This window comes from Fusobacterium mortiferum ATCC 9817 (genome assembly GCF_000158195.2).
Lineage (GTDB): Bacteria > Fusobacteriota > Fusobacteriia > Fusobacteriales > Fusobacteriaceae > Fusobacterium_A > Fusobacterium_A mortiferum.
The window spans coordinates 128701-151746 of sequence record NZ_GL987987.1; the positions used below are offsets into that span (position 1 = coordinate 128701).

Here is a 23046-nt window from a genome sequence, read left to right on the forward strand (position 1 = left end):
TTTACAAGTAAATTTTAAATTTAATGAGCGCTACCGCACAGAGGGCATTGATAAACAATGAAAGCTTTATCAATTGAACAAGCAAGAAATTTTTGAATAGTCTCTTCAATGTAAAGAAAATGATTATAGTAAAAATATTTTTTGACATGAGTTAAAAGATTTGATATATTAATATCAGAGAATATGTGTTTTAAAAGCATGTATATCTCCTTTTGTATATTTTGTTTGGCGACTATATTATACAAAAAAAGAGAGCTGAGTAAAGCATTTTTTTAATGCTACTCAGCTTTTTTTATATAAAAAATAAATAGGAGGACTTCATATGGAATCAAGTTCAATGTATTTAGCAGAGTTTTTGGGAACAACTTTTCTTTTACTTTTAGGAAATGGTATTAATATGACCCTAAGCTTAAATAAAAGCTATGGAAAGGGTGGAGGCTGGATGGTAACTTGTTTTGGCTGGGGAATATCAGTAACAATGGCTGCTTATTTAACTGGTTGGGTAAGTGGAGCACATTTAAATCCAGCATTAACAATAGCATTAGCTTTTGATGGAACATTATCTTGGAAATTAGTACCAGGTTATATTCTAGCTCAAATATTAGGAGGAATATTAGGAGCAACTTTGGCATATTTAACTTATAAAAATCTGTTAGATGAAGAACCAAGTAAAGGAACTAAATTAGGAGTTTTTGTAACAGGACCAGCTATTGATAATAAGCCTTGGAATATTGTAACAGAGATGATTGGAACTGCTATTTTAGTTATTGGAATATTAGCAATTGGTTATGGGAAAAATATGGTTGATCCAGGAATAAAACCATTTTTGGTGGGAATGCTTATTTGTGTAATTGGTATGGCTACTGGAGGAGCAACAGGTTTCGCTATTAATCCTGCAAGAGATTTAGGACCAAGAATAGCTCATGCATTATTACCTATAAAAGGAAAAGGAGATTCAAATTGGAGTTATGCTTGGGTACCTATAGTAGGTCCTATTATAGGTGCATTGATAGGAATAGGTTTATTTAATATATTTTCAACAACTTGTACAATTTGTTTAGGATAAAGAATACAGATAAAAATATTGGAGGTTTTAGCAATGGATAAAAAATATATAATAGCATTAGACCAAGGAACTACAAGTTCAAGAGCAATTGTTTTTGATAGTGAACAACAAATAGTTGGAGTAGCTCAAAAAGAGTTTACACAGATATATCCTAAAGAAGGATGGGTTGAACATGATGCAATGGAAATATGGTCAAGTCAAAGTGGAGTATTAGCAGAAGTAATTGCTAGAACAGGGATATCTCAACATGATATTATAGGTATAGGAATAACAAATCAAAGAGAAACTACTATTGTATGGGATAAAAATACAGGAAAGCCAGTATATAATGCTATAGTTTGGCAATGTAGAAGAACAGCTAAAATATGTGATGAATTAAAGAAAATAAAGGGATTGGAGGAATACGTAAAAGAGAATACAGGACTTTTAATAGATGCTTATTTCTCTGGAACAAAAATAAAATGGATTCTAGATAATGTAGAAGGAGCTAAAGAGAAAGCAGAAAAAGGAGAGCTTTTATTTGGAACTGTTGATACTTGGTTGATATGGAAACTGACAAATGGAAAAGTTCATGCTACAGATTATACAAATGCTTCAAGAACAATGATTTATAATATAAAAAAATTGGAATGGGATGAAAAGTTATTAAAAGTACTAGGAATACCTAAATCGCTGTTACCAAAAGTAAAAGATAGCAGTGGAACATTTGGATATGCTAACTTAGGAGGAAAAGGTGGACATAGAGTTCCAATCGCTGGAGTAGCAGGAGACCAACAAGCAGCATTATTTGGACAAGCATGTTTTAAAGAGGGAGATTCTAAAAATACATATGGAACAGGATGCTTCCTACTAATGAATACAGGGGAAAAGATGGTAAGAAGCAAAAATGGTCTTGTAACAACAATAGCAATAGGACTTAATGGAAAAGTTGAATATGCATTAGAGGGAAGTATATTTATAGGTGGAGCTAGTGTTCAATGGTTAAGAGATGAGTTGAAGTTGGTAGGAGAAGCTAGAGATACAGAATATTTTGCTAGAAAAGTAAAAGACAATGGTGGAGTATATGTTGTACCAGCTTTTGTAGGCTTAGGAGCACCATACTGGGATATGTATGCTAGAGGTGCTATCTTAGGACTTACTCGTGGAGCAAATAAAAATCATATTATAAGAGCAACATTGGAATCAATAGCTTATCAAACTAGAGATGTATTAGAAGCTATGCAAGAAGATTCAGGAATAAAATTAGCAAGCCTTAAAGTTGATGGAGGAGCAGCAGCCAATAATTTTTTAATGGAATTCCAAGCAGATATCTTAGGAACAAATGTTAGAAGACCTGAAACTCTTGAAACAACTGCTTTAGGAGCTGCATATTTAGCAGGATTAGCAGTTGGATTTTGGGAAACTAAAGATGAGATTAGTTCACAATGGAAATTAGAGAAAGAGTTTACTCCAAATATGGCTGAAGATGAGAGAGTAAAAAAATATTCTGGTTGGAAAAAAGCTGTAAAAAGGGCTATGGAGTGGGAAAAAGAGGATTAAACTTCTTGACAAAATGACTGAAAAGTAGGATAATATTACTGTAAAAGAATAAACGACTGGAGAAATGGAGAGTCAGCAGTAGACAGAGGTAATCTGTCTGTTTGCTGACTTTTTTTTATTGGAAAAATTAAGGAGGAAGGTATGTTAGATGTTATTGTAATTGGAGCAGGGATAATGGGAGCTGCTACAGCTTACGAATTAGCAAAATATGATTTAAAAGTAAAAGTATTGGAGAAAGAGCATGATGTTTCTAATGGAACAAGTAAAGCTAACTCTGGAATAGTACATGCTGGATATGATGCACCAGAGGGAACTTTAATGGCAAAGTACAATGCATTAGGAAATGCTATGTATGAAGATTTATGTAAAGAGATAGATGCTCCATTTAAAAGAACAGGTTCATTAGTTTTAGCATTTTCAGAAGAGGAAAGAGCACATTTAACTTTACTATATAATAGAGGATTAAAAAATGGAATTCCTAATATGAGAATTATAGAAAAAGAAGAAGTATTTGCAATGGAGCCAAATGTAAGTAAAGAGGTTGTAGCAGCATTATATGCTCCAACAGCTGGGGTAACAGGACCTTGGGAAGTAACTATAAAAATGTTGGAAAATGCAGCATTGAATGGAGTAGAAGTAATAACTGATGCTAAGGTTGAAAAGATAGAAAAATTAGAAAATGGATATAAAGTGATACTTGCAAATGGAGAAGAATTAGAAACTAGAGCTTTAGTAAATGCTGCTGGGGTGTTTGCTGATGAGATAAATAACATGGTAAGTGAAAGAAAGTTTAAAATTACTCCAAGAGCTGGAGAATACTTTTTATTAGATAAAGTACAAGGGAACCTAGTAAGTAGTGTGATTTTCCAATGTCCTACAAAAGTTGGGAAAGGAGTTTTAGTAGCACCAACAGCGCATGGAAACTTAATAGTAGGACCAACAGCTGAAAAGGTAGAGAATAAAGAGTATGTAGGAAACACTCTAAGTGGATTAGATAAAATTAGAGCAACTGCAACTAAAAGTGTAAAAGATATAAACTTTAGAGATAATATTAAAAACTTTAGTGGGCTTAGAGCAGAAGCAGATATAGATGATTTTATTATAGGAGAAGCAGAAGATGCGCCTTATTTCTTTAATATAGCAGGGACAAAATCTCCTGGACTTACATCAGCACCAGCTATTGGAGTAGATGTAGCTAAGATGATAGTGGAAAGATTAGGAGATGTAAAGAAAAAAGAGGAGCACAAGAAAAATAGACCACAAATTCATTTTATGGAACTTTCTAATGAAGAGAAAGCAGAGGTAATTAAAAAAGACCCAAGATATGGAAGAATAATTTGTAGATGTGAAAATATCACTGAAGGAGAGATAGTTGATGTAATTCATAGAATGGTAGGAGCTAAGACAGTAGATGGTATTAAAAAGAGATGCAGACCTGGAATGGGAAGATGTCAAGGTGGATTCTGTGGACCAAGAGTACAAGAGATTTTAGCAAGAGAATTAAATCAAAAATTAGAAGATATAGTATTAGATAAAGTAGGGTCATATATCCTTACTGGAGAAACTAAAAAACAGGAGGAACTATAAGATGAGATACGATTTAGTGGTTATTGGTGGAGGACCTGGAGGTCTTGCAGCAGCAATAGAAGCTAGAAATAATGGAGTAGAAAATATTTTAGTAATAGAGAGAGACAAAGAACTTGGAGGAATATTACAACAGTGTATCCACAATGGATTTGGATTACACGAATTCAAAGAGGAGCTTACTGGACCAGAGTATGCAGAAAGATTTATTAAAAAACTTAAAGAGAAGAATATAGAGTATAAATTAGATACTATGGTATTAGAAGTAACTCCTGAAAAAATAGTTCATGCTATCAATACAGTAGATGGATATATGATGATAGAAGCTAAAGCAATAGTTTTAGCTATGGGATGTAGAGAGAGAACAAGAGGAGCTATATCTATTCCAGGAGAGAGACCAGCAGGAGTATTTACAGCTGGAACAGCTCAAAGATTTATAAATATGGAAGGATATATGGTAGGTAAAAAAGTTCTTATCTTAGGTTCTGGAGATATTGGGCTTATTATGGCTAGAAGAATGACATTAGAGGGAGCAGAGGTACAAGCAGTTGTAGAACTTATGCCATTCTCTGGAGGATTAGCTAGAAATATAGCTCAATGCTTAAATGATTATAATATTCCATTATATTTAAGTCATACAGTAGTAGATATAAAAGGAAAAGAGAGAGTAGAGGGAGTTACAATAGCTAAGGTAGATGAAAATAGAAGACCTATTCCTGGTACAGAGATAGAGTATGAGTGTGATACATTACTTTTATCAGTAGGACTTATTCCAGAAAATGATATTTCAAGAAAAACAGGAATCGTAATAGATAGAAGAACTTCTGGACCAGTTGTAAATGAGATGATGGAAACAAGTATTCCTGGAATATTTGCTTGTGGAAATGTAGTTCATGTACATGACTTAGTTGACTTTGTAAGTGCTGAAGCTAGAAAAGCAGGAAAAGCAGCTGCTAAATTTGTAAAAGATGAAGTACAAAATGGAGAGTATATAGAGCTTAAAAATGGGTTTGGAGTGACTTACACTGTTCCTCAAAAATATAGATTTGAAAATATAGAAAATTTTTTAGAAATCTCTATGAGAGTAAATAACATATATAAAAATATGAGATTACAAGTAAAAGATGGAGATACAGTATTAGTAAATATGAAGAAGGCTCATCTAGCTCCTGGAGAGATGGAAAAAGTAGTAGTTCCTAAGAAACTATTAGAAAGTGTAAAAGGTAATGAGCTAGTAGTTTGTTTAGTGCCAGAGGAGGAAAAATAATGATAAAAGAGATGGTATGTATAGTATGTCCTATGGGATGTCACTTAACAATAGATACAGATACTTTAGATGTAAAGGGAAATATTTGTCCAAGAGGAGCAATTTATGCTAAGGAGGAGTTAACTGCTCCTAAAAGAGTAATTACTTCAACAGTAAGAGTAGTAGGAGGAATCCACAATAGATTACCAGTAAAAACTAGTACAAGTATTCCAAAAGAATTAAATTTTGAATGTATGAAGTTGTTAAATAACATAGAAGTAAAAGCACCAGTAAAACATGGAGATATAATAATAAAAAATGTTTTAGGAACTGGAGCAGATATTATAGCTTGTAGAGATATGTAGAGATAGTTTATAAAAACTCAAGAATAGAAAAATTGTTCTTGAGTTTTTTTTATTAAAATAAATTTATTAAAATTTTATAACTTAAATTAAATGTATAGTTTTGAAAATAAAGATTGACAAAACAGCTATTTAAAGGTAATAATAAATGTAGAGAGAATTTTATTTAAAGATAGGGGGAAACAAATTGGATAATTTAATAATTACAGTAGGTACAAGTTTAATAGAAAACTATATTGAACACAATCCGGAAAAGGAAAATATAACTAAAGATGATATTTTAAGCTACTATGAAAAAGAGAGTATGGTAGACCTTAGAGATAAGAGATTTGGATCAGAGATTATTGCAGTAGAAAATTTAAGAGAGAAAGATATTTTTTCAGGAAGACATCTATTTATGATAACACATGATACTGTAAATGGAAGATTAGCTGGAGAGGTATTAGAGGAATTTTTCTTAAGCAAAGGAATAGTAAGAAGAGTTACTAGAAAAGCTGTTGAAAAAATGAATAAAAGAAATCCTGATGAGTTTAGAACAAAAGGATTAAGAAATCTAGTAGAAGAAGTTGGAGATATAGTAGAACAAGTTGGAAATAAATATAATATAGCTGTATGTACAGTTGGAGGTTATACAGCAGAGATATTTATGGTAAGTCTTATGGCTCAAATTCTTGGAATTAAATCATATTTTATGTTTAGAGAGTTTGAAGATGTTACTGAGATACCACCTTTACCTATAAAGATAGACTATAACTACTATTTAGAAAATAAAGAGTTTTTCAATACTATTTCAAATAATGAAAGATTAGAAAAAGAAAAAGTTGAAAAATATTTAAATGAAAACTTAGAGTTATCTTACTTCTTAGAAGAGATAAAAGATGGAGAAAAAACTTATGTAGAATTATCTGCAATGGGAGACTTTTACTTAAAGACTGTTAAAAATTGTAAATATTTACCAAGAAGAACTACTAATATTCCTGTAAGTGAAAAAGAGATACCATCTTCAACAATAACAGAGAGACCACAAGAGTTAGATGATATGTTAAGTTTATTAAAAGGTTCTCCATATGTAAATAAATTAAAAGTTGTATTCCATAATCCAAATAGAAAATTAAAAGTTTCTAAATTCTTTATTTTAGATAGTGATGATTTTGAGAGTACATTAGCTCTTGAAATGAAAACTTCTATGGGAGGATTTAGAGTAGATATATACACTGTAGCTGATACTAAGAAAGAGTATGAAGCTCTAATGGTATACTTCAATGAAAATTTCCTATAATAGATAAAATAATTATATAAAAGATATAAGAGACTGTTGCAAATTCTTAAATTGAAATCAAAAAATAAAAATATTTAATAATATAAAAGGAAAAAAGTTTACTTCCAATCGCTAGTGCTTAAGCAATGCTCATTACAGTAAATTTTTTTCCTTTTTCTTTACTCTTATTTTATCCCGATTTCAATTTAAGAAATTTACTTAGAAAAGTAATAAAATTCAAGAATGACAATTTTATATTGATAAAGAACTTTAAGAATTGTGTAATTCTTAAGCTATTTCTCATTCAAATTTTTAGAATATGGAACAATTCTTAGTTTTTTTACATAGCAAAAGTCATTCTTGAATTAGTTATAATAACTTTAATTTCTTAAATTGCAACAGTTCCATTATTTTTTGATTAGTTTAGAAATTTTTCTGCTATAATAGTGATAGAAAGGAGCAGATAAAATGTATAAAAGAAGATTTTATATAATTATACTTATATTTTTTATATGGTATTTAGGTTCAGTTTTTAAATTATGGAATAGCTTTATAATTCCATCTCCTGAAAAGGTAATAAAAAGTTTTTTTATTTTATCAAAAAATAGAAAATTACTAAATAGCGTAGCTATAAGTTTAAGAAGAGTTATAATAGGTTTTGGAATATCTATATTTTTTGCTCTTCCTCTTGGAATAGTATTTGGTATAAAGCCTAAATTATATGAGTATTTTAAAAATCTGTTGGAATTTATGAGGCATGTTCCCCCGTTAGCCCTAGTTCCAATGATAATACTCTGGTTTGGAATAGGAGAGTTATCAAAAATAGTAATAATAATATTAGCTAGTTTTTTTCCCATATTTTTAAATTCACTAAAAGGGATAGTAAGTTGTGATGAGAAATATATAGAGGTTGGGAAAGTTTTTAATTTAACTCATATGGAGATATTTAAAAAGATAATATTACCAAGTGCTATTCCAGATATACTTCTAGGATTAAAGTTGGGGCTTGGTTATAGTTGGAGAGCAATAATAGCAGCGGAACTTATAGCTTCATCTTCAGGGATAGGATATCTAATTTTAGATGCCCAACAAATATCTAGGTCAGATATAGTAGTTGTTGGTATATTATCCATAGGATTTTTAGGAATGATTACAGATTATATATTTTCTATTTTTACTGATAAATATTTAAAAAAAAGAAAAGGAAGCTTGTATGAGAGGTTTATATAGAGTAAAAAACTTAACTAAAATCTATGAAAAAAAAGAGGTTTTTAAAAATTTAGATTTAGAGATAAAAAATGATGAAATAACAGTTATCTTGGGAAAAAGTGGCTGTGGGAAAACTACTTTAATGAGGATATTATCTAAATTAGATGAAGATATTCAAGGGGAAGTGAAATTTTATGATGAAAATAATTTAGAAGCTCAAGGAAAATATGGGGTAGTTTTTCAAGAGAGTAGATTATTGCCTTGGCTTACTGTAGAGGAGAATATAACTATTCACGGGAGAAAAGAGAATGTAGATAAATATTTAGAGATGATAGGGTTGGGGGAGTATAGGAAAAGTTACCCTCAAGAACTATCTGGAGGAATGGCTCAAAGAGTAGCATTAGCTAGAGCTTTAAGTTATGAGCCAGATACACTGTTTATGGATGAGCCTTTTTCAGCTTTAGATTATTTTACTAGGAGGCAATTACAAAAAGAGTTGTTAAAAATCTATGAAAAAACTAAGATAGGAATAATTTTTGTAACACATAATTTAGATGAAGCACTAGCTCTAGCTCATAGAGTTTTAGTTATAAAAGAGGGAAAAATAATAGAATTTAGAATAGATAAAAATTATCCAAGAGAGATAGAAGATATGGAATTAATAAAATTAAAAGGTAAAATAATAGATTTAATAGAAAATTAAGGAGGATAAATATGTTAAAAAAGATAATGGTTTTAGTAAGTATGAGTTTATTATTATTAGTAGGTGCATGTGGAAAGGATAAAAAAGTTGAAAACATAAATTTGACTTATGTTAAATCTCCATTAAATATTCCATCTATTTTAGAAAAAAACTTAAAAATGTTTGATAAAGAGTTTGAAAAAGATGGAATAAAGATAAATTTTTATGAATTGACAACAGGACCAGAACAAACTAATGCTCTAGCAGCTGGAGAGTTAGATTTTTTACATGCACTAGGTGGAACTTCTGCTATAATAGCAGCTTCTAATGGAGTAGATTTAAAAATTACCAATGTATATAGTAGATCACCAAAGGGATTTATGATTCTTTCAAAAAAAGATGAAATAAATACTCCTGAGTCATTGAAAGGGAAAAAAATTGGAGGACCAAAAGGAACAATACTTCATCAAGTGTTAGTAGGATATTTAGGGAAAGGAAATCTTAAAGAGGAAGATGTAGAATTTATAAATATGGGACTTCCTGATGCTTTAGCAGCTATGGAAAGTGGACGTATAGATGCAGCTCTACTTGCTGGACCTGTAGCTTTAAAAGCTATAAAAAATGGTGCTAAGGTAGTAAGTAATGGGGAAGGATTGACACAAGGACTAGTAGTTACAGCTGTAAGTGGAAAATTTTTAAAAGAGAATCCAGAGTTAGTTAAGAGATTTTTAAAAGTTAATGAAGAGACAGTAAAATATATTGATGAAAATTTTGAAAATACTTTAAAAATAATAGCTGAAGATGTAGGACTAACAAAGGACGAGGTACTAGAGTTATATCCACTATATGATTTTAATCCAGAGATAAGAGAGGCAGATATTCAAGATTTAATAGAGACACAAGAGTTTTTAATAAAAAATGGTATGCAAGAGAATAGAATAGATATAAACAATATTATAGCTAAATAATATTTTTAGATATAAGATTTATTAACAAGGAGATTGAGGATTGAAAATAAAAATAAAAAAAGAATTTAAAACGGAAATTTTAGTTGTAGGAACTGGGATAGCAGGGCTTATAGCAACAGAGAGAGCTCTAAAAAAGAGAAAAAGAGTTTGTCTTGTGACAAATAAAAAATTGTGTGGTGGAGCTAGTTATTTTCCACTAAAAGGAACATTGGGAATACAAGTTACAAAAGATAAAGATGATTGTGAAAGATATTATGAAGATATAGTAAAAATGGGAAATGGAATGGAAAATCCTGAGTTGATAAAAACTTATATCTCAAATATAAAAAATAGTTTATATCTATTAAATAAGATTGGATTTGAGCCTTGGCTTCGTAAAGATTCTAGACCTGCATGTTTTGCAAAATATTCAAGAGATATCTATCTCATAAATAATTGGAAAAAAGCTAAGGAAAGATGTAAAAGAAAATTAAAAAATCACAGAGGATTAAATATTTTAGAAAATAGTACCTTGGTTAGAATAGTTACTAAAGATAAAAGAGTAGTTGGAGCTATATTTCAATGTAAACAAAATTTTATCTTTGTAAAGTCTAAAGTAATTATACTAGCAACTGGTGGAGTAGCTAGCAATTATAAAGATAGTCTTTATCCAGAAGGAATAAATGGAATTGGACATATTGCTGCTTTAGATGCTGGGGCTATAGCTCAAAATATGGAGTTTATACAATTTATACCAGCTTTCTTAAAACCCAAATATAATGTATTATTTGGAGAACATACTCTTAAATATTGCTTAGGAATGTATGATTTAAGAAATAATCTACTTTTATCTGGAGTAGATGATGAAAAAAATAAGGAGCTTTGGATAGAAAGAAGTAGTTATGCTCCTTTTAGTGTAGATTTTAAAAGTCATATAATTGATTTAAAAATTCCAACAGAGGGAGTTAGTATAAAATATTCTAAGGAGCTCTATGAAAATAAAGAAGAGTTTTATATAGTTTATTTAGATTGGCTAAAGAATGATATGGGAATAGATTTATTAAAAGATAATATTATCATCAGTCATTTTGCTCATAGTTGTAATGGTGGACTAAAGATAGATGAATTTGCTAGAACAGGAGTAAATGGATTGTATGCAATAGGAGAAGTTGCTTCTATAATAGAAGGAGCCAATAGATTAGGTGGAAATTCTTTAGGTGGTTCTTTAGTTTTTGCAAATAGAGCTATTATCAATGCTGTTGAATATATCAAAAATACTAAAAGCCTTAAATTAAAAAAGAGAGATATTGAGCAAGATTTTAATGCTTGGATAAAAGAGATTACTAGAGAAGATAAAAATAATCTCTTAGATAAAAAAAGTGTTATAAAAATCTTAAAAAATATTACAAGTGATAATTTAGGAATTGTTAGAAGTGCAGAAAAAGTAAAAAGATTATTTGAAGAGTTAAAAAATATGAGAGAAAGCTATAGTATAGAGAAAAATTTAAAAGAAGGTTCATTAGAAGTCTATTTAATGGAAGAGAGTATAAAGATGTTAGCTTTGAGCATTTTAAATCGTGAAGAAAGTAGAGGAGCACACTATAGAGAAGATTTTCCAGAAACTTCAAATGAAGTTGTAAAATTAAATGTTAAAAGAAAAAATAATGAGTTTATAATTGAGAAAGTAAAAGTTAGATAATAAAAACCTCTTTACAATGGTAAGTTGTAAAGAGGTTTTTTATATTAAAATTAAGAGTTAAAAATTATTTTTGTATTGTTAAATTATTCTCTTTAAATTTAATTTTGTGAGTATACCTACAACTTTTCCTACAAGGATAGCAGCAATAATAGTTCCCTCTCTCACTCCAGAAATATTTTCTAAGAATATAAAAGAGATAATAACAGCTATTACAACTGTAGTAACATCAAATCCCATTTTTATATTATGGAACTCAAAGATAGTTTTTTCTTTAAGTGCCATCATAACACCTTCAGCAGGTAATGGAACAAGTTTAGCTTCTAAATATAGATAAACACCAATTCCAATTAGAATAATACTAACTAACATATAGATTAGTCTAATCATATAATTTTCAGAAGGTGTAAAGTAAAATATCATATTTGAAAAAGAAACAAAGTAACCAAATAGACTTGCACATATAATTTGTAATAAGCTGTGAAATTTAAAATCTTTTTTTAAGATAAAAACTTGTAAAATAATATAACTACAAAAAATAACTGATACACATAATCCTTGATCTAGTCCAGAGATTAAACTTACAACATAGGGTATAGCATTAACTGGAGATACTCCTAAATTAGATTTTACAGAAAATGTTACTCCAATAGCCATAATAAATAGTCCAATACAATAAATAATAATTCTTTTAAAATGATTCATCTTTCTTTCTCCTAAATTTCTCTTAAAGTTTTTAATTTTATCTCTATTTCATTTGAAAGTGATTTTAGACTTTTTTCTAAATTATCAATTTCAACTTGAGTTAGATTTTTACAAATCTCTTTTGTTAAGTTTTCATCAATTTCATATAGAGTTTTTATATTCTTTTTTATTTTTTCTTTCAAAATAATGTTGAAAATTCTTTTATCCTCATTACTTTTAACTCTTTCAACATACCCTTTTTTCTCTAGCTTATCTATTATTGCTGTAACTGTATTCTGGTCTTTTTGAGATTTTATAGCTAATTCTTTTTGAGAAAGTTGGATATCACTTTCAAAAAGTATTCTAACTATAACCCATTGTTCAGGGGTAATTTCATACTCTTTAAACTTTTCAGTTAAAAGTTGAGAGAATTTTTTAGCTGTAACACAAAGATTATAACCAAGTAAATCTATTTTTATCACCTCCAGAAAAAATCTTACAAAAAATATTTTAATACGTTTACGTATTATTGTCAAGAGAAGATTTAATTTAAAAATTTATTGTAAGAAAAATATTAAAATTAGAATAAAAAATACCTATAAGTGTATGATATAATATGAATAATTGATTATATAGGGAGAAGAGAAGATAGTGGAGAATATATTAATAGATAGTATAAAAACAAGTTTAATAGATAGAAATATGGAGTCTATTCTATCTTATCAGCATAAGCTTATCTCTAATAGGGAAGAAAAAATAATAAGTTTAATAAGAAGAGAGCTGGAAAGTTGTGATGAATTTATAATCTCAGTAGCCTTTATAACTTTAGGTGGGGTTACTATGATACTTGAACAGTTGAAAGATTTGGAGCAAAGAAACGTAAAGGGAAAAATTTTAACAGGAGATTACCTAACTTTTACTCAACCTAAGGCACTTAAAAAACTTTTGGAGTTTAAAAATATAGAGTTGAAGATATTATCAGATGAAAAATTTCATGCTAAAGGGTATTTTTTTAGAAAGGGAGATATATGGACAATGATAGTGGGAAGCAGTAATCTTACTCAAACAGCTCTCACTATAAATTTTGAATGGAATTTGAAAATTAACTCTCTTAAAGATGGGAAGATAGCCCATGATATTTTAAATAATTTTTATGAGATTTATAATAAAACTCCTAGATTGGATAGTGATTTTCTTGATAAGTATGAAAAAATATATATGCTTACAAAGGAGTACAACAAGAAAAAAAAGAAAGAGATAAAAGAGTATAAGGAGATAACTCCTAATCTTATGCAAAGACAGGCTCTTGAAAATCTGAAAATTTTGAGAAATTATGAAAAAAGAGGACTTCTTATTAGTGCAACAGGCACAGGAAAAACTTATCTTAGTGCCTTTGATGTAAAAAATTCAAATCCTCAAAAAGTGCTCTTTATAGCTCATAGAAAAACTATACTTCAAAAGTCAAAGGAAGCCTATGAAAATATTTTAAGAAATAAAAAAATAGTAATATATGGAGATGAGGAAGTAGAAGGAGCAGATGTTGTTTTTGCTATGATACAAACTTTAAGTAAAGAGAATCATCTGGCAAAATTTTCTCCAGATTATTTTGATTATATAGTAATAGATGAAGTACATCATGGAGGAGCAAAGAGTTATCAGGCTGTTATCAATTATTTTACTCCTAAATTTTTATTGGGAATGACAGCTACTCCAGAGAGAGGAGATAATTTTGATATATATAAGTTATTTGATAATAATATAGCTTATGAAATTAGATTGCATGATGCTTTAAAAGAGGAGTTACTATGCCCTTTTCATTATTTTGGTATCTCTGATATAGAAGTAGATGGGGAATTAATAAATGAGAAGAGTGGAATAAAAAAACTCACAACATCTGAAAGGGTAAACCATATTTTAGAGAAGAGTAAATTTTATGGATATAGTGGAGAAAAGCTTCATGGACTTATTTTTGTATCTCGTGTAGAGGAAGCACTACTTCTTGAGGAACGATTTCAAAAGAGGGGAGTAAAATGTGTAGCTTTAGTTGGAGATGATAGTGATGAGAAAAGAGAAAAGGCTATAACTGAGCTTGAAAATGGTAAGATAGAGTATATTATAACTGTAGATATATTTAATGAGGGAGTAGATATCCCTTGTGTGAATCAAGTGATACTGCTACGTCCTACTGAGTCATCAATTGTATATATCCAACAACTAGGGAGAGGACTTAGAAAATATCCAGATAAGGAGTATGTAGTTATACTTGATTTTATTGGTAACTATGAGAAAAACTTTTTAATTCCTGTAGCTGTATCTCAAAATAGTAGCTATGATAAAGACTATATGAAAAGGTTTATAATGAATGGAACAGATATGATTCCAGGACAGAGTTCTATAATTTTTGAGGAGATAGTTAAGGAGAGAATTTTTGAAAATATTAATAAAACAAACTTTTCTACAAAGAAAAATATAGAAAAAGACTTTGTACTTCTTGAAAAACAACTTGGAAGAATACCTATGCTATATGATTTTTTTGAGAAGAATATGATAGAGCCAAGTATAATATTGAAATATAAGAAAACTTATGATGAGGTACTTAGAATTTTAAAACCTAGAGAGGAGTTTCCAGCTCTTAATGAAAGGGAGAGCAACTATCTAACTTTTTTATCTAGCTTTTTTACTCCAGCTAAAAGAGTGCATGAGATGATAATCTTAGAAAAATTATTGAGAGATGAAAAAATAAATACAACTGAGATAGAGAAAATTTTAAAAGAGAGATACTCTTTAAGTAATCAAAAGGAAAATATTGAAAATGCTATAAAGCATTTAGCAAAGGAGATATTTGTAAGCCTTTCAACAGCTAAGGAGTTTTTACCTATTATTGAAAGATATGGGGAGGATATAGTTTTAAGTAACGATTTCAGAAAAAGTTACAAAGAGAAAGAGTATTTTAAAAATCTAATAGATGATTTGATAAAATATAACTTGGCGTATGTGGAGAAAAACTATAAACAAATAGAAGAGGAGAGTATATTAAGATATAAGGAGTATAGTAAGCAGGAAGCATTTTGGTATCTCAATTTAGATTTTAATAATGGTTACCAAGTAAGTGGATATACTGTTTTTGAAGAACAGAGAAAAGTAATACTATTTATTACTTTGGATGATACACCACCTTTTACCCAATATGATAATAAGTTTTTTGATAATAGAAGATTTACTTGGTATTCAAAAAATCAAAGGTGTTTAAGTAGAAATGGTAAACTTACAGCAGAGGGAAAGATAGCAGAAAATTATTATACTTTAGAAGCCTTTATTAAGAAAAAGTCTGGAGAAAATTTTTACTACCTTGGACAAGTTAAAGAGGTATTAAATCCTAAGGAGATAATAAATTATAAAGGAAATCAAGTAGTAGAGTATGAGTTACTTTTGAAAGATGAGATAGAAAATAGATTATATGAATATTTATTAGGAAAATAAGGTAGAGTATATCTACCTTATTTTTTTATAGAGATATAGAGGGCGTCCAATATTTCCATAGTTAGTAAAACTAGTTATATATTTTATATTTTCTAAATAATCCAGATATTTTTTTATAGTAACATTGCTAATATCAGTTATTTGACAAATATCTTTTATTCCAAACTCTTCATTTGGAAGATTAGATATAATTTGAGTAACTTTTTCTAATGTTTTTGAATTCAATCCCTTTGGAAGATTTAAGCTAGAAGGAGTAGAATGAATATTATCAATAGAATCTTGCTTAACTTTAGATTTATTTAAGATTTCATCTCTAGTAAAAATTTTATCTATACTAATTTTTAATCTTTCAAAATCAAATGGTTTTATTAAGTAATCAATACAACCAAATGAGAAAGCTTTTTTTATATCTTCTCCTCCATTAGCAGAAGTTATCATAATAACATCAGTGGTATAACCTAATGTTCTTATTTTCTTCAAAATTTCTATTCCATTCTCTTCACCTAAAAATACATCTAAAATAATTAAATCAACTTTATGAGTAGTTAAAAAATCTAAAGTATCTTTTTCAGTAAAAGTTCTTCCAAGAACTTTTATATTTTGAAAACTAGAAAGATACTCTTCGTTAATCATAGCTACCATTGGGTCATCTTCAACAATTAGAACATTCTTCATTTTTCACCTCTATAATAAAAGTTTTTTTAGATTCATCTCTTTCTATTCTTATATTTCCGTTATATAATTTTAATTTTTCTTGCACAAGATAGAGTCCAACACCACGATTTTTCCCCTTTGTAGAGAAACCATAATCAAATATTTTATTAAGAATATCATCTGAAATAGATTTTCCATTATCAGTAACAGATATAGAAAAAAAGCTTTTATTTTGTAATATTTGTATTTTTATAAATTTATTATCTATATTATAGTCTATAAAAGACTCTATAGAGTTTTCAATAAGATTTCCAATAATAGTACTTAGATCTTCAATAAAAAATTTTTTAGGTTTAAGCTCAAAGTTAGATTTTGAATCAAATATAAACTCTATTTTTCTTTCTTTACAAATAGCTTCTTTTCCTAAAAGTATAGCCTTTAAAAAAGGATTTTTAATTTGATTATATTTTTTAAAATCATACTCATTTAATTCTTGAGCCTCCAATATATATTTTTTAGCTAAATCTAATTTATTAATATTAATAAGTCCTAGAATTACATGAAGTCTATTCTTAAATTCATGTATGTTGGCTCTCATTCCCTCTACCAATTGATCAATACCTGTAATTTCTCTTGCATAAGAATCTACATCATCACGTGTTTCAAGTAGTAAAATATTTCCAAAATATTTTTCATCTTGGCAGATAGGAAGAATTTTTATATAGAATATATTATTATCTATTGTAATTTCTGTTCTAGTAATATTGTTCCCACCCAGTAAAGATAATGTGTGATTTAAAACTTTTTCAGGAGTAAGATATGGAAATTTTTTTAAGAATACTTGATTTACTCCTACAATTTGATTTTCTTTATTGAGAGCAATCAATCCAGATTCTAAATTATTTATAATAAGTTGTTCTTTGATATGAAGTTGAGTAATATCTTCAGGTTCTAAGCCAAATAAAGATTTTTTTACTCCTCCAGCAAAAAATATAGAAAGTATAAAAGCTATAGTTAGCGCTAATAAAAATAGTGAAGTAAAGATTATTATAGTAGAATTGTTAGAAGTTTTTATAAGGTTATCATATTTTCCAATCATTACAAAGCCAAGTACTTTGTTTTTCTCCTGTGATAAGATAGGTTCGAACCATCTAGTAGTAATACCTACAGAACCAAGCATAGTAGAAAAATATCCTTCATTTTTAAGAATTTTATCCCAGTTTACAGGATTAACAAATTTTTGACCAATTTGTTTTTTATCTAAGTGTGAATACTTTTTTCCAGTAATATCTGTTATTACTATAATATCTATATTTTGAAATAATGATATATATTTGTCTGTTTTTTTATCAATTTCAGGATTGATTATACCTGTGCTTACAGCTTGAAGAATGGTATCATCAGTTGCAACTAATTTAGATACTTCAACAAGGTTACTATTTATATTTTCTTTATTTGTAGTAAGTTTTATATTGATAAAAATTCCATAAGAGATAATAAGGGTAAAAAAGTTAATAAGTGTTACATATAAAATAAGTTTACTTTTAAAATTTAGTCTATTCATAATAACTATCTTAACATTTTTTTATTTAAATACTATATATTAAAAGATAAATTAATGAACTTTTAACGAAAAAAAATTTAGCTATATAAAATAAGAAAAAATAAAAATTACTTAAAAAATTTAAAAAATATTTATAAATTTAAAAAATTGAAGTTATTAATTAAAAAGGGTATTCTAATAATATATAAAAAATAATTAACTTGGAGGGATTTATGAATTTCAGTGAGATTTTAACAGGAATTTTAAAAAACAATAGTATAGTTGGAGCTATATCATCATCAGTTTTAATTATCTTATTTGGTTTCTATTTAAGAAGAAAAGGAGTATTTAAAGATGGAACAGCAAAGATTTTAACAGATGTAATTCTTTCAGCTTCATTACCAGCATTAGCTTTTAATGCCTTTATGCAAGATATTAACAAAACTAGTCTAATGCAAGGAATCAACTTATTAATATGGGGATTTGCTATTTATATTATCCTTATATTTATTACAAAACTTATTTATATAAAATACAACGGAGATAAAAAAGTAGTTTTAGAAATTTTAACAACTTTTGGTTCTACAACGTTCTTTGGTATTCCAATCATATCAGCAGTTTATGGGGCTACAGGAGTGATGTATGCTTCTATATTTAATATAGCTTACAGAGTATTCTTATATTCTTATGCTTATATTAAAATGTCTGGAATAAAAGCTGATAAAAATAATATTAAGCAAATGTTTTTAAACTCTATTGTACTTGCAACTTTTTTAGGAATGTTTATATGGGTATTTCAAGATTCTCTTCCACAAATAACAATAGGAGAAAAGAGTTATGCATTTTTAAGAATAGACAAAACAGCTTTCTGGTTATTTAAACCAATGACATATTTAGCTGCTCTTTCTTCTCCACTAGCTTGGTTAGCAATAGGAGCAAAACTAGCTGATATCTCATTAGTAGAAGCTATATCATCAAGGGATTCTTGGATATATAGTTTTATAAAAGTATTAGTAGTTCCTTTTATTAATTTGATAGCTTTATATATTTTAACTGTAACAAATATTTTGCCAATATCATTTGTAGGATTAGCTTCTGTAATTATAATGATGGCTACTCCAACAGCTACAGTAGCAGCAGCGTATGCTATTAAATTTGATAAAGAATCTGTACTTACATCAAACTGTTCACTACTTTCAACAATATTTAGTGTAATATGTATGCCTCTTTGGATAGTAGTATTAGAGATAATAAAATCTTTAAATATATATATGTAAGTTTTAGGAGGAGAATATGAAATTAATATGTTATGGAGTTAGAAAAGTAGAAAAACCTTTCTTTGAAAAATTAAATAAATTTGGTTATGATTTAACTTTAGTAGAAGAGTTAATGAATGATGAAAATGTAAATTTAATAGAGGGACATCAAGCTGTTATGCTTAGAGCTAACTGTCCAGCTAATAGAAAAAACTTAGAGAAAATGAAAAATTTTGGAGTAGAGTATTTACTTACTAGAACAGTAGGATATAATCATATAGACTTAGAAGCTGCATATGAGATGGGATTTAAGATGGCTAGAGTTCCAAGATATTCACCTAATGCTATAGCAGAATTAGCTATCACTTTTGCTATGAACCTAGTTAGAAAAGGGGCATATATGGTAGATAGAAGTAGAAATAAAAACTTTATCGTAGATGAGTATATGTTCAGTCCTGAGATTAGAAATCTTACTGTAGGAGTAATAGGAACAGGAAAGATAGGATTTACAGCAGCAAAACTTTTCAAAGGATTAGGAGCTAGAGTTATAGCTTATGACTTATATCCAAGTGAGGCTGCTAAAGAAGTAGTAGAGTATGTAACTATGGAAGAATTAAATAAAACTGCTGATATAATTACATTACACTGCCCATATATCAAAGGAGAAAACGATAATCTATTAGGAGAAGAATTTATCTCTAATTTAAAAGATGGAGCTATACTTATCAATACAGCAAGAGGAGAGCTTCAAGATGTAGAAGCTATAATAAAAGGATTAGAGAGTGGAAAAATTGGAGGATTTGCAACTGATGTATTCTCTAATGAAAAAGAATTCTTCTTTAAGGATATGGCTGGAAAAGAGATTGATAAAAATGTTGAGAAGTTAATCTCTTTATATCCAAGAGTTTTAATAACTCCACACATTGGTTCTTATACAGATGAAGCCTTAACAAATATGATAGAAATCTCTTATGAAAACTTAGATGAATTTTTAAGAACAGGAGATTGTCAAAATAAATTATAATAAATTTAGAATAAGATTATTATAGTGATGATTTATAAAATATAAAAATAAAAAGTCAAGAATAACTCACTTTGTTATCCTTGACTTTTGTTTCTTATAAATCTATTATCATAATATCTCTCAGAGCTTGAAGATTTTCAAGAGTAGGGGTATCAATTCTAACCTTATAAGTTACTCTATCATTATATCCCTTATCTAAATATTCAGCCCCACCACTGTTTAAAATAGATTCTACCTCTCCAATTCTTTCATAGGAAAAATCAATAAGATAGATTTTTCTCTCTACATACTCCTCTATCCCAGCTTCCTGTATAGCAAGTTTAGCTGTTTTAGCATAGTTTCTAACAAGACCACCAGCTCCTAGCTTTATTCCACCAAAATATCTAGTAGCTACAACAGCAAGATTTGTAACTTCCATATAGGTAATGATATCTCCCATTGGTTTACCAGCAGTACCACTAGGTTCTCCATCATCATCAGTTTTAAAGTACTCCTGTCCATTATCTACTACCTTATAAGCAGAACAGTTATGTGTAGCATCTGGGTGCTTATTTTTTATAGATTGTATAAACTCCTCAGCTTCTACCTTACTTCCAACAGGCTTTACATAGCCTATAAATTTTGATTTTCTCTCTTCAAATTCAATAACATACTCTCTAGCAACACTTTTCATAAATCTCTCCATTAAATTAATTTATCTAAAAAACTAAGAATAGCCATATAAACTGGAGCTATAAATTTATATAAAAATCCAGTCCAACTTAAAATCATAATTATAAAAATACCATATCTATCCATATGGAAGATACTATCTCTTAAATCATAACTACCTATTGAAGCTAGTACTCTTGAACCATCTAGTGGTGGTATTGGCATAATATTAAATACAGCAAGTAAAATATTCAAGCTAATCATATAGAGTACAGGCTCAAGTAGATGTAGAGGAGCTAGTACCTCATAGAAATGTTTAAATAAAAACATACCAATGATAGCCAATAGAATATTTGATAGCACTCCAGCTATTGCTACTAAAAATTCTCCCAATCTTCCATATTTTAGTCTGTAATAATTAATAGGTACAGGTTTTGCCCAACCAAAGACAAAGGAAGAGCCAGATAAAATTAGAAGTATAGGGAAAATAGTTCCCAATGGGTCTAGATGATGTAGAGGATTTAAACTTAATCTTCCATAATTTTTAGCAGTATTATCTCCACAGATATAAGCCATAACTCCGTGAGAAATCTCGTGAACAAGTAGAGAAAATAGAAGTATAGCTATATTGATAAAGATAGAGGGATTAAAAAGTATATTTTTACCAAAGCTTAATAAAATATATGCAATAATCACTCCAAGTATAATTTTTGTAGATGTAGGCATACCTCTATTGAGATATTTTAGTTCGTTTATAAATCTTTTCATCTTTTTTGTAATCCTTTCTAAATTTTAAGATAAATACTCCTGCTATAAGAAAAATATAGAAAATAGTTATAAGCTTACTCTCATTTTTATATTTTATACTCATAAAAGGAATAGTATTAAAAAAATCTACCAATATAAAAAATAGTTTAAAAACTATATTTAATATTGGGGTAATTAAAAATCCTAATGAAAAATTTTCTAAAAGAAGTCCAATAAATCCAAGAGATATAAATAGACTTCCTATTGGAACTACTATCATATTGGTAACAAAAGATAGAAGTTGTATAACACCAAACTCCTGAATAAGTAGAGGTGTAAGAAAAAATTGAATACTTAATGTAAGTAAAACTCCATCTATTATCTTAGACTTTCCTTTATATATTTTAGTTTTAATATATGGAAAAATTCCTGCTATAACAAATACAGCTCCATAGGATAGTTGAAATGAAATGCTGTTAATAGAGGCAGGATTTATAATAAGTGAGAGAACATAGCTTACAGTGAGAGTTTTTAATAACTCTGTATTCTCATCTAAAATTTTTCCAAGAAGATAGATAGCTCCCATAATATATGCTCTATCTAATGAAGGAGAGTGTTCTATCCCAAGATAGTATAGGGTCAAGGTAATTAATAAAAATATATTCCTCCCTCTTTTTTTCAAAGGTAACTTTGTAGGAAGGAGAAAAGAGATAATTGAGATAACCAGCCCTATATGAAAACCAGAAAGAGCCATAAGATGTGAAATTCCTATATAGTTAAATTTTTCTCTCATCTCCTGTGTAAGCCTATATCCCTTTCCTAAAGTAACTGCTTCATAGATTCTTTTCATATCATAATCAGAATTTCTTAAAAGAGTTTCACTTTTCTTTTGAAAATATCTGTGGATATTATTTTGAGGCAGAGAGGTAATCTTTTCCACTTGGATATCTAAGTATTCATTTCCATACTTTTTATTAATCTCCTTTATCTCTCCAATCACTTCATATTTGCCATTGGATTTATTGGAAAGATATAGATATGAATTGTTTAATGGATATCTATTATCTATCTTTTCAATCTTCCCACGCCCTTCATAGAGTGAAATTTGAAAAATTTTTATATCTCCTATATTATTTGAGGAGTTGAATAAAAAGAAAGCCCTAATTAAAAATAGAATGGGAAGTAATAAAAGAAAAATATTTTTTTCTCTGTTAAAGATAAAAATACCTAAAACTAAAATTAAACTGAAAAATATTCCAAGCTCTAAAGAGAATAATTTTAGTGCCCCTAAGATGATACTAATCTCTAAAGCTATAAGATAGATTACTTCCACAGATCTCTCCCTTTGTCCTCAATATACTATATTTTACTATATAATATACTTTTAATCTACTAGATATTTTATAAGTACAACGTAA

General features: G+C 28.5%; 20 protein-coding genes. 13 read left to right on the forward strand and 7 right to left on the reverse strand.

Annotation, left to right across the window (positions count from 1 at the left end):
- Positions 1–322 precede the first annotated feature (322 nt).
- From FMAG_RS00710 to FMAG_RS00755, 10 genes are all read left to right on the forward strand, one after another.
- Positions 323–1066 carry an MIP/aquaporin family protein gene (locus FMAG_RS00710; RefSeq protein WP_005883088.1) on the forward strand — a complete coding sequence of 248 codons (744 nt, stop codon included), beginning with the start codon at positions 323–325 and terminating at the stop codon, positions 1064–1066.
- Between the two features lie 33 nt (positions 1067–1099).
- Positions 1100–2605 carry a glycerol kinase GlpK gene (gene glpK / locus FMAG_RS00715; RefSeq protein ID WP_005883090.1) on the forward strand — a complete coding sequence of 502 codons (1506 nt, stop codon included), beginning with the start codon at positions 1100–1102 and terminating at the stop codon, positions 2603–2605.
- A 141-nt stretch (positions 2606–2746) separates the two neighbouring features.
- Entirely contained in the window at positions 2747–4192 is a 1446-nt protein-coding gene (locus FMAG_RS00720) for an NAD(P)/FAD-dependent oxidoreductase (RefSeq protein WP_005883092.1), read from the forward strand.
- 1 nt (position 4193) lies between these two features.
- The gene (locus tag FMAG_RS00725; RefSeq protein WP_005883094.1) at positions 4194–5456 is read left to right on the forward strand and encodes an NAD(P)/FAD-dependent oxidoreductase; all 1263 of its coding nucleotides are present in this window, start codon (positions 4194–4196) and stop codon (positions 5454–5456) included.
- Complete coding sequence (locus FMAG_RS00730; protein WP_005883096.1) at positions 5456–5800, forward strand: DUF1667 domain-containing protein; 345 nt, start codon at positions 5456–5458, stop codon at positions 5798–5800. The genes FMAG_RS00725 and FMAG_RS00730 overlap by 1 nt, the downstream gene beginning before the upstream one ends.
- Before the next feature lie 184 nt (positions 5801–5984).
- The gene (locus tag FMAG_RS00735; RefSeq protein ID WP_005883099.1) at positions 5985–7076 is read left to right on the forward strand and encodes an antitoxin; all 1092 of its coding nucleotides are present in this window, start codon (positions 5985–5987) and stop codon (positions 7074–7076) included.
- Positions 7077–7523: 447 nt separating this feature from the next.
- Complete coding sequence (locus tag FMAG_RS00740) at positions 7524–8285, forward strand: ABC transporter permease (protein WP_005883101.1); 762 nt, start codon at positions 7524–7526, stop codon at positions 8283–8285.
- On the forward strand, positions 8269–8967 hold the full coding sequence (locus FMAG_RS00745; RefSeq protein ID WP_005883103.1) for an ABC transporter ATP-binding protein: 699 nt from the start codon (positions 8269–8271) through the stop codon (positions 8965–8967). The genes FMAG_RS00740 and FMAG_RS00745 overlap by 17 nt, the downstream gene beginning before the upstream one ends.
- An 11-nt stretch (positions 8968–8978) precedes the next feature.
- The gene (locus tag FMAG_RS00750; RefSeq protein ID WP_005883105.1) at positions 8979–9914 is read left to right on the forward strand and encodes an NrtA/SsuA/CpmA family ABC transporter substrate-binding protein; all 936 of its coding nucleotides are present in this window, start codon (positions 8979–8981) and stop codon (positions 9912–9914) included.
- A gap of 40 nt (positions 9915–9954) precedes the next feature.
- Positions 9955–11592: an FAD-binding protein gene (locus FMAG_RS00755; RefSeq protein ID WP_005883107.1), complete on the forward strand. Its 1638-nt coding sequence runs from the start codon at positions 9955–9957 to the stop codon at positions 11590–11592.
- A 78-nt stretch (positions 11593–11670) separates the two neighbouring features.
- On the opposite strand, the gene FMAG_RS00760 is transcribed toward FMAG_RS00755, so the two are convergent.
- Complete coding sequence (locus tag FMAG_RS00760) at positions 11671–12294, reverse strand: YczE/YyaS/YitT family protein (RefSeq protein WP_005883109.1); 624 nt, start codon at positions 12292–12294, stop codon at positions 11671–11673.
- 11 nt (positions 12295–12305) lie between these two features.
- Positions 12306–12755 (reverse strand): MarR family transcriptional regulator, encoded by a 450-nt coding sequence (locus FMAG_RS00765; RefSeq protein ID WP_005883111.1) that lies wholly within the window; start codon positions 12753–12755, stop codon positions 12306–12308.
- Positions 12756–12924: 169 nt separating this feature from the next.
- Between FMAG_RS00765 and FMAG_RS00770 the strand changes: the two genes are divergently transcribed.
- Positions 12925–15753 (forward strand): DEAD/DEAH box helicase, encoded by a 2829-nt coding sequence (locus tag FMAG_RS00770; RefSeq protein ID WP_005883113.1) that lies wholly within the window; start codon positions 12925–12927, stop codon positions 15751–15753.
- A gap of 12 nt (positions 15754–15765) precedes the next feature.
- Here the strand turns inward: FMAG_RS00770 and FMAG_RS00775 are convergent, their stop codons facing one another.
- Together FMAG_RS00775 and FMAG_RS00780 are read right to left on the reverse strand one after the other, a co-directional pair.
- A complete protein-coding gene (locus tag FMAG_RS00775; RefSeq protein ID WP_005883115.1) occupies positions 15766–16428 on the reverse strand; it encodes a response regulator in 663 nt (220 codons plus the stop codon).
- Positions 16406–17971, reverse strand: coding sequence for a sensor histidine kinase (locus tag FMAG_RS00780; protein WP_005883117.1), 1566 nt, complete (start codon positions 17969–17971; stop codon positions 16406–16408). The genes FMAG_RS00775 and FMAG_RS00780 overlap by 23 nt, the downstream gene beginning before the upstream one ends.
- Before the next feature lie 212 nt (positions 17972–18183).
- Between FMAG_RS00780 and FMAG_RS00785 the strand changes: the two genes are divergently transcribed.
- Together FMAG_RS00785 and FMAG_RS00790 are read left to right on the forward strand one after the other, a co-directional pair.
- Positions 18184–19227: an AEC family transporter gene (locus FMAG_RS00785; protein WP_005883119.1), complete on the forward strand. Its 1044-nt coding sequence runs from the start codon at positions 18184–18186 to the stop codon at positions 19225–19227.
- A 16-nt stretch (positions 19228–19243) separates the two neighbouring features.
- Positions 19244–20230 (forward strand): 2-hydroxyacid dehydrogenase, encoded by a 987-nt coding sequence (locus tag FMAG_RS00790; protein ID WP_005883121.1) that lies wholly within the window; start codon positions 19244–19246, stop codon positions 20228–20230.
- A gap of 94 nt (positions 20231–20324) precedes the next feature.
- Here FMAG_RS00790 and FMAG_RS00795 read toward each other — a convergent pair whose 3' ends face one another.
- From FMAG_RS00795 to FMAG_RS00805, 3 genes are read right to left on the reverse strand one after another with little or no spacing between them, the layout of a single operon-like run.
- Positions 20325–20915, reverse strand: coding sequence for an IMPACT family protein (locus FMAG_RS00795; RefSeq protein ID WP_187073655.1), 591 nt, complete (start codon positions 20913–20915; stop codon positions 20325–20327).
- Entirely contained in the window at positions 20915–21649 is a 735-nt protein-coding gene (locus FMAG_RS00800; RefSeq protein ID WP_005883125.1) for a site-2 protease family protein, read from the reverse strand. The genes FMAG_RS00795 and FMAG_RS00800 overlap by 1 nt, the downstream gene beginning before the upstream one ends.
- Positions 21612–22961 carry a ComEC/Rec2 family competence protein gene (locus FMAG_RS00805; RefSeq protein ID WP_005883127.1) on the reverse strand — a complete coding sequence of 450 codons (1350 nt, stop codon included), beginning with the start codon at positions 22959–22961 and terminating at the stop codon, positions 21612–21614. The genes FMAG_RS00800 and FMAG_RS00805 overlap by 38 nt, the downstream gene beginning before the upstream one ends.
- Positions 22962–23046: the final 85 nt, after the last annotated feature.

Coding starts and splice junctions, on each gene's coding strand:
- FMAG_RS00760 (WP_005883109.1), bottom strand. CDS start 12,294: ATGAATCATTTTAAAAGAATTATTATTTATTGTATTGGACTATTTATT.
- glpK (WP_005883090.1), top strand. CDS start 1,100: ATGGATAAAAAATATATAATAGCATTAGACCAAGGAACTACAAGTTCA.
- FMAG_RS00710 (WP_005883088.1), top strand. CDS start 323: ATGGAATCAAGTTCAATGTATTTAGCAGAGTTTTTGGGAACAACTTTT.
- FMAG_RS00750 (WP_005883105.1), top strand. CDS start 8,979: ATGTTAAAAAAGATAATGGTTTTAGTAAGTATGAGTTTATTATTATTA.
- FMAG_RS00785 (WP_005883119.1), top strand. CDS start 18,184: ATGAATTTCAGTGAGATTTTAACAGGAATTTTAAAAAACAATAGTATA.
- FMAG_RS00730 (WP_005883096.1), top strand. CDS start 5,456: ATGATAAAAGAGATGGTATGTATAGTATGTCCTATGGGATGTCACTTA.
- FMAG_RS00780 (WP_005883117.1), bottom strand. CDS start 17,971: ATGAATAGACTAAATTTTAAAAGTAAACTTATTTTATATGTAACACTT.
- FMAG_RS00790 (WP_005883121.1), top strand. CDS start 19,244: ATGAAATTAATATGTTATGGAGTTAGAAAAGTAGAAAAACCTTTCTTT.
- FMAG_RS00740 (WP_005883101.1), top strand. CDS start 7,524: ATGTATAAAAGAAGATTTTATATAATTATACTTATATTTTTTATATGG.
- FMAG_RS00795 (WP_187073655.1), bottom strand. CDS start 20,915: ATGGAGAGATTTATGAAAAGTGTTGCTAGAGAGTATGTTATTGAATTT.
- FMAG_RS00745 (WP_005883103.1), top strand. CDS start 8,269: ATGAGAGGTTTATATAGAGTAAAAAACTTAACTAAAATCTATGAAAAA.
- FMAG_RS00720 (WP_005883092.1), top strand. CDS start 2,747: ATGTTAGATGTTATTGTAATTGGAGCAGGGATAATGGGAGCTGCTACA.
- FMAG_RS00725 (WP_005883094.1), top strand. CDS start 4,194: ATGAGATACGATTTAGTGGTTATTGGTGGAGGACCTGGAGGTCTTGCA.
- FMAG_RS00800 (WP_005883125.1), bottom strand. CDS start 21,649: ATGAAAAGATTTATAAACGAACTAAAATATCTCAATAGAGGTATGCCT.
- FMAG_RS00775 (WP_005883115.1), bottom strand. CDS start 16,428: ATGAAGAATGTTCTAATTGTTGAAGATGACCCAATGGTAGCTATGATT.